The 11454-nt window shown below is 50.6% G+C and carries 12 protein-coding genes and 1 riboswitch; of the genes, 8 read left to right on the forward strand and 4 right to left on the reverse strand.

Annotated elements, in window-relative coordinates; genetic code table 11:
* The first annotated feature begins 36 nt into the window (after positions 1-36).
* The 6 genes from DP091_RS09925 to DP091_RS09955 all read left to right on the forward strand — a co-directional run bounded on the left by DP091_RS09925 (position 37) and on the right by DP091_RS09955 (position 5391).
* Positions 37-933 carry a TrmB family transcriptional regulator gene (locus DP091_RS09925; RefSeq protein ID WP_113058179.1) on the forward strand — a complete coding sequence of 299 codons (897 nt, stop codon included), beginning with the start codon at positions 37-39 and terminating at the stop codon, positions 931-933.
* Positions 934-968: 35 nt separating this feature from the next.
* Entirely contained in the window at positions 969-1166 is a 198-nt protein-coding gene (locus DP091_RS09930; RefSeq protein ID WP_113058180.1) for a hypothetical protein, read from the forward strand.
* A gap of 2 nt (positions 1167-1168) precedes the next feature.
* A complete protein-coding gene (locus DP091_RS09935; RefSeq protein ID WP_181469770.1) occupies positions 1169-1474 on the forward strand; it encodes a hypothetical protein in 306 nt (101 codons plus the stop codon).
* Between the two features lie 85 nt (positions 1475-1559).
* On the forward strand, positions 1560-2657 hold the full coding sequence (locus DP091_RS09940) for a metallophosphoesterase (RefSeq protein WP_181469773.1): 1098 nt from the start codon (positions 1560-1562) through the stop codon (positions 2655-2657).
* A gap of 513 nt (positions 2658-3170) precedes the next feature.
* Positions 3171-3271: riboswitch (purine riboswitch) on the forward strand.
* A gap of 149 nt (positions 3272-3420) precedes the next feature.
* Positions 3421-3990: a xanthine phosphoribosyltransferase gene (locus tag DP091_RS09950; RefSeq protein WP_009593434.1), complete on the forward strand. Its 570-nt coding sequence runs from the start codon at positions 3421-3423 to the stop codon at positions 3988-3990.
* A 39-nt stretch (positions 3991-4029) separates the two neighbouring features.
* A complete protein-coding gene (locus tag DP091_RS09955) occupies positions 4030-5391 on the forward strand; it encodes a nucleobase:cation symporter-2 family protein (protein ID WP_113058183.1) in 1362 nt (453 codons plus the stop codon).
* A gap of 234 nt (positions 5392-5625) precedes the next feature.
* Here DP091_RS09955 and DP091_RS09960 read toward each other — a convergent pair whose 3' ends face one another.
* From DP091_RS09960 to DP091_RS09975, 4 genes are all read right to left on the reverse strand, one after another.
* The gene (locus tag DP091_RS09960) at positions 5626-5964 is read right to left on the reverse strand and encodes a DUF4870 domain-containing protein (RefSeq protein ID WP_113058184.1); all 339 of its coding nucleotides are present in this window, start codon (positions 5962-5964) and stop codon (positions 5626-5628) included.
* A gap of 99 nt (positions 5965-6063) precedes the next feature.
* Entirely contained in the window at positions 6064-8022 is a 1959-nt protein-coding gene (locus DP091_RS09965) for an electron transport protein (protein ID WP_113058185.1), read from the reverse strand.
* Between the two features lie 66 nt (positions 8023-8088).
* Entirely contained in the window at positions 8089-8367 is a 279-nt protein-coding gene (locus DP091_RS09970; RefSeq protein WP_113058186.1) for a transposase, read from the reverse strand.
* Positions 8368-8529: 162 nt separating this feature from the next.
* Positions 8530-9576 carry a serine hydrolase domain-containing protein gene (locus tag DP091_RS09975; RefSeq protein WP_113058187.1) on the reverse strand — a complete coding sequence of 349 codons (1047 nt, stop codon included), beginning with the start codon at positions 9574-9576 and terminating at the stop codon, positions 8530-8532.
* Positions 9577-9953: 377 nt separating this feature from the next.
* Between DP091_RS09975 and DP091_RS09980 the strand changes: the two genes are divergently transcribed.
* Both DP091_RS09980 and map read left to right on the forward strand, forming a co-directional pair.
* Positions 9954-10142, forward strand: a complete 189-nt coding sequence (locus DP091_RS09980; RefSeq protein ID WP_006208082.1) for a hypothetical protein — start codon at positions 9954-9956, stop codon at positions 10140-10142.
* 265 nt (positions 10143-10407) lie between these two features.
* Positions 10408-11157, forward strand: a complete 750-nt coding sequence (gene map / locus DP091_RS09985; RefSeq protein ID WP_113058188.1) for a type I methionyl aminopeptidase — start codon at positions 10408-10410, stop codon at positions 11155-11157.
* The last annotated feature ends 297 nt before the right edge of the window (positions 11158-11454 follow it).

An 11454-nucleotide genomic window follows, 5' to 3' on the forward strand; every position in this document is an offset into this window, starting at 1 on the left:
GAGCAAGCGTTCGAGCATCTTGGGAGGACTAATATTATGGAACAATTGCTGCATCATTTGCGGAATTTGGGATTTACGGAGATTGAATCGAAAATTATGGTAGACCTTGCCGAGTATGGACCTGCGGGTGGTTATGAGGTAGCGAAACGACTTGGAGCTTCGCGTTCTAATGTCTATGCAGCCATGCAGCGTTTGGAGCGGCAAGGGGCGCTTGAGCGAATGGACGGGGAACCCGTCCGTTACCGTTCGCTGAAACCGGAGGAATTGACGCGGATGATATCCGGCCGTGTGGAGGCATCACTCGCTTTTGTTGAGAAAAGCTTGCCGAGAGGAAGCGGCACGGCCGCTCCGTTCCTCAGTATGGAAGGAGATCAGGCGGTGCTAGATGTGCTCGTCCGGGAATTGAAGCGAGCGAAACAGGAGATCGTGGTTGACGTCTGGCGCGAAGAAGCTTCGCTTCTGCGTGAACCGCTGGCTGAGGCGGAGGCTAGGGGGGTCAAGGTGCTGTGGGCTTGTGACGGCCCGGACCAGGGTCTCTCAAGAACGCTGGCGTGGTCCGGGTGGAACGGACTTGCGGAGCGCCGGGGAGGCGGCCGGAAATTCTCCTTTGTTGTGGACCGGCAGTGGTGCATACTAGGGATGCGCGGCGGGGAATATGATACGGGGGCGGTTATCACGGAGCATCCGGTAATGGCGGAGCTGCTGCTGCACCATTTTACTCAGGAGATGGTATTGTTCCAGCTTGAACAGGACATGGGAGAGCAGTTGGAAGCCCGTTATGGAGAGCACTTTGGTCTGATTCAGAGCCAGTATCTTAATGCGGAAACCGACGCTGAAGGACAGGAAGACCAGACTGCGGAATCGAAATCGGGCGGGGAGTATGAAGCTAATTCTGACCCAATGGACGGGGATAGCAATCGTAATACGGCTTAGGGTTCCTACTGGCACCTAAGGAGGTCCTTCCAGAAGTGACTTTTATCACAGTTAGGTATCATGGTTCATCGTACAATGTAATAAACATAAAGGTAAGGGACGCCGGGATTTATCTTGGCGTTTATTTGCTTAAGATCCGCAGGCAGGCGGGAATGAAAGTTGTAGCTGGCAAGAGGATGAATGAAGCGGTCTTTGATCGCAATCATGACAACCAAGAGAAGGGGGATGAATGAGCATGGAATGCATCGTTCATTTTACAGTAGGACATAAGGAAGGGCCCAAGAAGCTCCGAGGATTGATTTTTGTTGATAAAGGAGAGAGTCCTACAGGTCGGCAGCTGCTCGATATGTTTCATGAAATGGAGTATAAGGTGGTACCTGACCCGCAGGATGAACTTCTATTCAAACCGGAGAATCCCGGGGAAAATTATGCTTATATACGTGTGAACGAACTCGATATGGGTCAAGAAAAATATACGGAAGACCGCAATTTGAAATCACTGCTGAACGAGCTTCTGCCTAAACAACGCACGGGCTTGTAACGAACAACCCCATCTGCCTTCCGCTAGCATCCGCTGGGATTCGTGATATCCGCTTGTTATAATGGATGTACGGAAGGGGATGGAGATGTTTATTTTTGCGGGGATCATGGCATTATTGATTTACGGCTTGCTGGTTTATTATATCGGACGAAGCGTATGGAGCTGGATGAAACCGGGTTCGTCCATTATGCTCAAATGGATATACATAGTCGTGCTGACCGTAGTATCGACATCGTTTATTTCAGGACGGTTCTTCGGTAACCTCACGGTGCTGAGCGTGATAGGATCTTATTGGATGGCTATTTTCTATGTCCTGATCATCCTGCTCCCGTTGATGCACATCATGCTGTGGCTGCTACGATTGACGGCATTGCGGAGAGAGGGCCTGAAGAAGACGGCGGGATTTATCGTGTTGGTGCTATTGGTTGTTGTGATCGGTTTCGGTTCTTTTAATGCTTATAGTCCAACGGTTCGCGCATATGATATTCGCGTGGATAAGGACGCGGGCACACTTGAGGAGCTGAATATTGTCATGGCGTCCGATATGCACTTCGGCGTCCTGTCAAGTAAAGCCCACGCTGCGCGCATGGTGAAGGAGATCAATGGATTAAAGCCGGATCTGGTATTGTTTCCAGGCGATATCATCGATGACGATCTGGATGCCTATTTAAGCCAGGGGATCGATCAGATCCTGACCGGTATCCAGGCAACGTATGGCGTGTATGCTTCGCTTGGCAATCATGACCGATTCGAAGGGGAAATGCCGGAACTGATCGCGGCTCTTGAGCATAGCGGTATGACCGTGCTGTATGATGAGAAATTGACGGTTGAGGGCCTGACGCTGGTTGGCAGACGGGATAAACAGGATCAGGAGCGGGCCGAGTTGTCCACGATTATGGATGGGGCCGATTTATCCAAGCCGATCTTTGTCCTCGATCATCAGCCGAATGCGCTGGAGGAAGCACAGCAGCAGGGCGTAGACCTTATCGTTTCTGGGCACACACACCGCGGGCAGGTATTCCCGGCGCATCTGATTACGCAGGCGATGTTCGAGAATGATTGGGGGTATCTGCAAAAGGGGCGGATGCATTCCATCGTGTCCTCGGGTTACGGCTTCTGGGGACCTCCGATTCGTCTGGGTTCCCGCTCTGAAATTGTACAGATCCATGTTACATTTCAATAGATGATATTGAGGGATGAAGCCACCTGTGAGGTGGCTTTTTTCATGTTAGATATTTTGGGAAAATATTGTATCCGGAAAGGATCGGATTATTGTATGATCTTTGCTAGATATACACATTGAGTGTAGGGAGGTAAACGGGTTGCGATCGATTCCGTGCTCGGGTGAACGCAGGTTTAACGGTCGGGGACATGGATCTGGAAGGGAATGGGAGTGATATCATGTTCCGCTGGCAGCAAGCTCATGTCGGAACTTATACGCTACGAATCCAGCTCGTTGATGTAAGCGGCGATGTACCCCAGTCCATTGGTGATCCTCTGGAATGGATAATTGAAGTTATACCTACAAGTTAATGCTCTAGAAAGGCTGTCCCATGAAACTTATGGGACGGCTTTTTTTTCGTTTAATTGACCGATAGTTTATTATTTCCGTAAATTTTCACTTTATTTTTTCATGGGGAATGCGTTATACTTCATTCATTCGGAAATATTACATTAACACGTAAGCATTCTAAGGTACACGGATCATACATTTTCTCGTATAGGTGCAGGAATTGGCCTGCATGTCTCTACCCGATCACCGGAAATGATTGGACTACGGGTTATAGCAGCGCAGCAGCGGACAAGCCAGGTCAATCCCACTTGACTTCTATGGCTCAAGGTGCGTTTTTGCTGCTTATGCCCATTTGTTTCTTTCCCGGCGATTCGGTGAAAGGAGGAAGTGGGCTTTTTTGCTTGGAATGTAAACAAATTTAAGGGGGAGCATCATGCAATTACTGCAGAACAAGGTGAAAGAGGAAGGCATTGTATTAAGCGGACAGGTACTGAAGGTGGATTCGTTCCTGAACCACCAGATGGATCCGGTATTGATGAAAGAGGTAGGTAAGGAATTTACGCGATTGTTTAAGGAAGCGAACGTGACTCGTGTATTGACCATTGAATCCTCCGGCATCGCGCCCGGCATTATGACCGCCCTTGAGATGGAAGTGCCTCTCATCTTTGCACGGAAGCAGAAGTCGCTGACGCTCCGTGAGGATATATTTGTGGAGAAGGTGTACTCCTTCACCAAGCAGGAGACCAACGAAATTACGGTCGCGAAGAAATTCATCAAGCCCGGCGATAAAGTGCTGATCGTGGATGACTTCCTTGCTAACGGCGAGGCGGCATTCGGGCTTGCCCGAATCGTAGAGCAGGCAGGTGCAGAGGTAGTAGGCATCGGGATCGTCATTGAAAAAGCGTTTCAACCAGGAGGACGTTTGCTGGCCGAAGCGGGTTATCGGGTAGAATCGCTTGTACGGATTGCATCACTTGAAGACGGCGTAGTGACATTCGCATAGAACGAAAGCTAACAATTTATTGGGGGGAATCAAGAAGCCATGGAACAACAGAAACAAGCGGTGCAAGAACCGATTTTTGATAAAAATCGGAGTCCGGGCAAAACCTTTTCACTGGGTTTGCAGCATGTATTGGCAATGTACGCAGGGGCAATCATCGTACCGCTTATCGTTGGCGGGCAGCTCGGCTTAACGACGGAGCAGCTGACGTATCTCATCGCCATCGACCTGCTTGCATGCGGGGTTGCAACCTTGCTGCAGGTATTCGGCAACAAGTACTTCGGCATCGGTCTTCCTGTCATGCTCGGCTGCGCTTTCCAGGCCGTTGGACCGATGATCATTATCGGCCAGCAGCACGGCATGTCAGCTATTTATGGAGCGATAATCGCTTCCGGTTTATTTGTCATTCTGTTCTCCGGTTTATTCGGCAAGCTGATTAAGGTATTCCCGCCTGTCGTTACAGGCTCTGTTGTTACGATTATTGGTTTGACGCTGATTCCTGTAGCCTTGAATGATCTTGGCGGCGGACAGGGCAGCGAGGATTTCGGCAGCGCGCTTAACATTTCTCTTGGCTTCGGTGTTCTGGCCTTCATTATCATCATGAATCGGTTTGCCAAAGGTTTCTTGCGTTCGATATCGGTTCTTCTGGGTCTTATTCTAGGCACCGTGGTAGCCGCATTCTACGGTGGAGTGGATTTAACCCCGCTGCGCGAAGCCGGCTGGTTCCGGGCTCCGCAGCCATTCTTTTTTGGTACGCCGGAGTTTAAGATCGTTCCGATCATGACAATGATTCTGGTGGCGATCGTCAGCGTCGCCGAATCGACGGGCGTATTTATGGCGCTTGGCAAAATCGTGGATCGCGACATTACCTCCAAGGATCTGTCCCGTGGTTATCGTGCGGAGGGTCTTGCGATTGTGGTAGGCGGTATTTTCAATTCGTTCCCTTATACCACATACTCTCAAAACGTGGGCCTGATTCAGATGAGCCGTGTGAAGACGCGCGATGTGATCGTGGTGGCTGGCGGCCTGCTGGTCTTGATCGGATTCGTTCCGAAGATTGCGGCCATGACGCAGCTTGTACCGACTTCGGTTCTCGGTGGGGCCATGGTAGCCCTGTTCGGCATGGTGGTCTCTTCCGGTATTCGGATGTTAGGAGATCAAGTAGATCTTAACCGTCACGAGAACCTGTTCATTATTGCGTGTTCCGTCGGCATGGGCCTTGGCGTAACAACCGTACCGGGTCTGTTCGCGAGTCTGCCTGACAACCTGCGCATCCTTGCCGATAACGGCATCGTGGCGGGCAGCTTGACCGCAATTGTGCTGAACCTGATCTTTAACGGCTTGAAATATACAAAGCCCACTCATACAGAGCAAGGTGATACAGCAGAAGGGCATGCTGCATAACCAATGCCCACTAAAAGCAGCCGGATGACCTCCGGCTGCTTTTTTGTTGATATGAAAGCAACGATTTCAGAGGATAACCCTGCTTACCTTGTAAGAAAAACGTCTTTGACTGATGTTCTGGCTTCTGCAGACAGGACGTCGATTGACGTTTTCTTTTGACGGGTCCCGTTGATTCCGATCAAAAACGGCTGCCTCCATAGAGTGGAGGCAGCCGTTTTACGCGATGTATAAGCTTTAGACGCGCTGCATTTGTTTCTCTGCAATATTGCCGATCCAGGGCAGCTTGAACCATTTTCCCTGAATGGCGTTTGCCATAAGCACCAGCCACATCAAGACGCCGACCAGCGCCAGAAGGGCGGAGGCCAGAAGGCCGATGATGGGCACCGCGCTCGACAGCAGGTGAGCGGCGGCCAGGATGCCGAAGGCCAGCAAGGACTGCAGCGCATGGAATATGACGTAGCGGCTTCTCTTTTCTAATGAAAGAAACAGAATTCCTCCGACCATGGGAAAAAAATAGCACAGCGTAGCCGCCAGATTCTCGGGAAGTCCTGTGGACGATTTGAAAGGGGACATCTCATCAACTCCTTGTCTTAGACCGGTTCTGGGGTAGGGCAAGCTTTATACCTTACCTTATGAGCCGATGGGACAAAGTATGATGGTTATATCCCGAACTTATTTCATTTTCAATTGCAGCAGATATTTCACGAGAGCGTCCTGCTGCTCCTGCGTGAACCCGCTGCTTTCGTCCACCCAAAACTCATGTCCCTGACCGGTGACATGGGTGTCCTTCAGTCTTGAATCCTCGCGGTTCGCCTCGACGACCTGCAGTCTCAGCTTACGGTCTATCAGGGCTTTCAGGCTGTTGTAAGGGTCAGGGTGAATCCCTTTCATAAGGGTCTGCGATACGCCCGTTTGCGTCAGCTTAGGCCCGACTGCTACGCCGCCGTCGTGCAAATACGGTGCGGACCAGCGAAGACCGATCAACCCTTTGACCTTATAACCGCCGCCCGATGTATGGCCGAAGCCCAACTTGATCTGCTCCGGGTCGATATCATCCAGCGGGATTTTGGTTATTTTGGCACCCGGAGGGATTGGGACAGGCGTGTCGGGCGGGTAGAACTCCGCATCGCCAAAAGCATTCTGCGTACGCTGGAAGGCTTTTGCCCTTGCGGGCTCGGTACCGATTTCCGCCGCGGGCATAACGCGGTTATTCGTATAGAAGTCACCAGCGTGGCAAGTGATGCATTGCGCCTTTTTGAATACTTCCGCTCCGAGGTTGATCGTCTTGGCGTCGGAGATATCCTTGGTATCCGTTTCCGGCGGACGGATCGTATTCTGATAAGCGGACATGGCGTTCACCTGCTCCCCGGCTTTGAAGCCAGGCGAGCTGATGTACAGCCCGTTCGGTGCGATGGCTGAAACCTTCGGGAAATTCGGAATCTTCACAACCTCATTCACGCCGGGGGTGCCGGGATTGGGATCCAGCAGGTTAAAGAATTCGGTGGGCTTCAGCCTGCTGCTCGGGTCATAACGAAACTTGCGATGGGCTGCATTTTGCATAATGGTGCCCACATAAATCTCTTTGTCGATTCCCCACATCGGTTCGCTAACCTCGGTTTGGCTCAAGGTATCCGTGTTCTGGGCGTGAACATTGTTGCTGAAGGTGCTAAGTCCCCTGAAGGGCCCCGCGGCAGCGAAGCCGCTCCAGCTGTATGGATGACCGCCCTTCGTAAACATATCGGGAATTTGGGTCACGTTACTGACCAGATCCGCGGTTGTATCGAACGTGCCTGGCATCCATTTGATCAGATTTTCGTCAACGGCTTTTTCTAGCAGGGCCGGATTCGGCAGCGCTTCGGTTTTTCCCTTGGAGTTTACAATCGTACGCTGCTCATTCTTTACATAATCCACCAGGCTGGTAATGTCCGTATGGGTAAAATATGCCGCGCTATTCGGGGCCAGTGCCAGCATTAAACCGAGGTTCAGATCGGAGTTGGGCGCGCCCTCGACGATCATTCCCGTTTCCCGGTTGACGGTCGCATGGCAGGCCATGCAGCTAACGCCGATGCGAGCCTTGCCTTCGGCATATTTAAATGTGACGCCAACGGGGGCATAGGACCCTTTGGCTACGTCAAAGCCGGTATCAATCTTATCCCCCTTGCGGTAGGTCCTGCCGCCGATCGTTACATCCTGATCGAGCGCAACGCGCAAATTGGTTGTTCCCCGTCCTTTTAACTCGACAAGGGCTTTAGCAATATTATTCAGCTTCATCGGACCTCCGATGATCCCCACAATATCGGTTAAAAACACCTCATTGCCAAACGATTCCTCATACAGTGTACGACGCCCTAGGGTAAGTAGTTCTTTTGTTACCTCAACGGCGCCATGTGCGGCTGTTAAGCGGGGATCCTGATCCTTCAGGGCGGTGCCGGGAACCGTGAGCGTCTTGCCCCAGATATCATATTGGCGAATGAAACCCGTTTGCTGGGCTTGGATTTGCGTAGTATTTTCCAATTTATGTGCGGGCGGTAAATAGGCGTATTCCGGCTCCACGATATTAGCAGCAAGCCATATGGCCCCTATGACGGTGATCGGGATCAGCCATAGCAGAAGCCGTTTCGATTTTCGCATGTCATATCACCCTTTTTTATAAGCAGATCTGATGAATCATCTCTTCACTGCCGATACACTAGGGTTTTAGTCTACATGCACATCATGGCGCAGCGGTGATTCGGCGTTTACCTGCTTATCAGGGCCTTTCTCTTTCGGAACCAGACGCTCGTCTGTCCTGCCTTGATGGTGGTTTTCAAAATCATACTCAGCCAGCCGCCACTCCGTGGAGCCCTTCTGGGGATCGAACGGGAATTCTTCGCCCCGTTTTAAATATTCCTCCCGTCCCCATTCATTCGTGTATGTTCCGTCTACTTCAACCTCTTCTTGCGAAATAGGGTGGAGATCCTTGTCTTTTCCGGACATGTCGCATGCTCCTCTCAGGCTTGATTTTAGAAATGATTCATATCGCATAAAGTAACCAGAAAGAGGAGGTACTATCCGCTGAAATTTGCATGTAAGTCAGATTACGGTCTTGGAAAAGAATCGAGTGCTCCTGAATCTAGGAGGACCTAAGCTGGCGATCTGTCAGCTGCCTGACGGTGATGCAGCAGGTTTTGACTTTAAGTCATCAAGAATGTAGCGCTCCAGCAGAGAGCGGGGGTTCTTCCAGCGGCTGACCTTGCTGTCGGCAGTAAATACGACAACCGTATCCAATTGGGGAAAAAGGTAGATTTGCTGTCCTCCATGGCCGTGTGCAAGCGCGAAGGGAGTCCCGTTCTGAATGCCGGTCCACCACTGGAATCCGTAATCCCCAAAGGCGGGATAGCCCTTAACCTGCGGGGCGAGGGCTTGCTTAAGCCATGATTCCGGGATGAGCGTGGTGCCTTGCCATCGTCCCCCGTTCAGGCAGCAAAGACCGAATTTGGCCATGTCGCGGGAGGTGAGATAGAGGCCAACGTGACCCATGCTGTGGCCCTCGGGACTTGGGGACCAGGCGGAATGGCGAATGCCGAGCGGCTCGAATAAATATTGTCTGGCATAGGCGTAAGCATCCATTCCCGTAGCCTCGCTAATGGCAACGGAGAGTAAGTGGGAATCGGTGCTCCGGTATTGAAAGAGGCCCATTTCCTGGTCCATGACAGGGAGGGATAGCGCGAAGCTCGTCCATTTCCGGTTGCGGTGGAATCGGTGAATGAGCGGTTCCCCTAGCTTTTTACCGGTTTGCCACGCAAATCCTGAAGTCATCGTCAGCAGATGATGAAGGGATACCTGGTGTAATAGCGGATGGGCTCGTTCGGGAATATATCGATGGAAAATATCGATTACAGAGGAATTCAGATCAGGTAATTCGCCGCGTGATTGGGCGATGCCGCATAACGTTGACGTAAAACTTTTGGTAGCGGACCTGAGATCGTTCAGCGAGGAAACGCCATGACCGTTGTAATAGCGTTCGTAGATGAGTTTGCCGGCATGCAGCAGGAGAAAGCTGCGCATTCTCGGATATTGTTTCTGAATAATCAGGTCGACCTGATTAAGCGAATCGAGGTGCAGCCCTGCCTCATGAGGCTCAGCGGCAGGGATAGGTGATCCTAAATCGGTTGGGGAATGCAGGATAGACTGTGAGTTCGGCATGAGCTGTAGACCTCCTTGAGTCTAGAATATGTTATGCGTATCTATTTGTGATATTCGCTGGATTTCGAGAGCGCGGGAGCTTCGTTTGAATGTATCTTAACCAATTATGGGGATAAAGGATGACCTGATGAAAAACATAGCGCAAAAAACATTTTTTGGGAAAGATGAAACAAACAGAAGAATATGATATAATATATTAATGATTCAGTTGCATGCTGTTAGGGTATGTATAGTGTCAGGTGCATTGGTAAGTTGCTGAATATCAACCTAATTCACCGTAAGAACTGCAATATGGCTTCAACTTAATGAGGTAGATCTTTTCGGCATTCTCTTTAAACGGAGTAATTTTATTCCACACGTTTTGGGAGGGATCCATCATGGCAACGAAAGGTCACAATGAGGTTAAGGAAAGTCTGCGGGAAATGACACGAATTTTCCGGCCTAAAGATCCGAAAAAATTTGTAAAGGAGTATGTCCGGAAGTACCATATTATGGGGGGCTATGAAGAAGAGCTTACACTTGTTGTAGAGCACGAACTTGGCAAGCTGAACTCCTCCGTTTCCTGACCTGTAATAGCACCTGGTCTATAGAAATAACCAACACGCATCGCATCTTCACCTTGTTAATGACTAATGATATGAACCATCTAGAGTTTATGGTTAAACCGTTTTTGGGACAAATGTCCCGAAAACGGTTTTTTTGCGTCTGGCAGTCCCCGTCATGTCAACAGGCTCATCTCCTCGGAAAGTCGATTGCCCGGGGTATTTTGTATCTGTCCCTACATATATTGTTAGCAATCGATCCGATAAGGATATAAGGGAGTGGACAGATGTGAGGACACAGCTCAGACGGAAGGAAGAAATCGGATATATCCGCGAGGCGGGACGTATATTGGCTGCGTGTCACCGTGAAATAGCGAAAGTCATCAAACCGGGAATCACAACGAGCGAGATCGATGCCAGGGTCGAGGGATTTTTGGAGAAGAACGGGGCTCTGCCTGAGCAAAAAGGATATAAAGGATTTCCATATGCCACTTGTGCATCGGTCAATGAGGTGGTGTGCCATGGATTCCCTGATCAGCGGCCGCTGCAATCCGGGGATGTTGTGACCATTGATATGGTCGTGAATAAGAACGGGTGGTTGGCGGATTCCGGTTGGACCTATGCAGTTGATCGGGTTTCAAGGGAAGTAAGCCAGCTGATGCTGCACACCCATGAAGCGCTTTTTAAAGGGATCGAAGCCGCTCGGCACGGCGCAACCTTGGGAGATGTAGGTTATGCCATTGAGCAGGTTGCCGAGAGGGAAGGCTACGGGATCGTTAAATCACTTGTCGGTCACGGCATCGGCCGCGCCATCCATGAGCCGCCCGATGTCCCGAACTATGGCATTCCAGGAAGGGGACTTAAACTCAAAGAGGGAATGGTCATTACCATCGAACCCGTGTTTACCCTGGGCCCCTCGGGTGCCGTGTTCTGGGGGGATGACGGCTGGACCATTTCCAGTGCGGACGGATCGGTGGGCGTCCAGTATGAGCATACGATTGCTATTACGCGTGGAGAAGCTGTTATCCTGACGGATTAAGATGCCGAAAAATATACCATAATAATAGGAGGTTTTCTTCGTGAGGCGTCAGAGCTTTTCGAGGGAGACCTCCTTATGTCATGGGTGTCCAGATAAATGAGTGGTGGCTGCATATAGATTCAAAAAGGCGGAAATGACTGTATATATAGCTATGAAGGCTGTCGCTGACAGGGTGTGAAGAATGTCGAATGATGGGTCGCGGGATGGTGAATGCGGTTTGAAAGCGATTGCAAAATCAGTAACGGCGCGACTTTGACGACTTTTCGAACAATTTGTGAACTCCCTGTGAATGATTGA

This window comes from Paenibacillus sp. MDMC362 (genome assembly GCF_003269305.1).
Taxonomy (GTDB): Bacteria; Bacillota; Bacilli; order Paenibacillales; family Paenibacillaceae; genus Paenibacillus_AQ.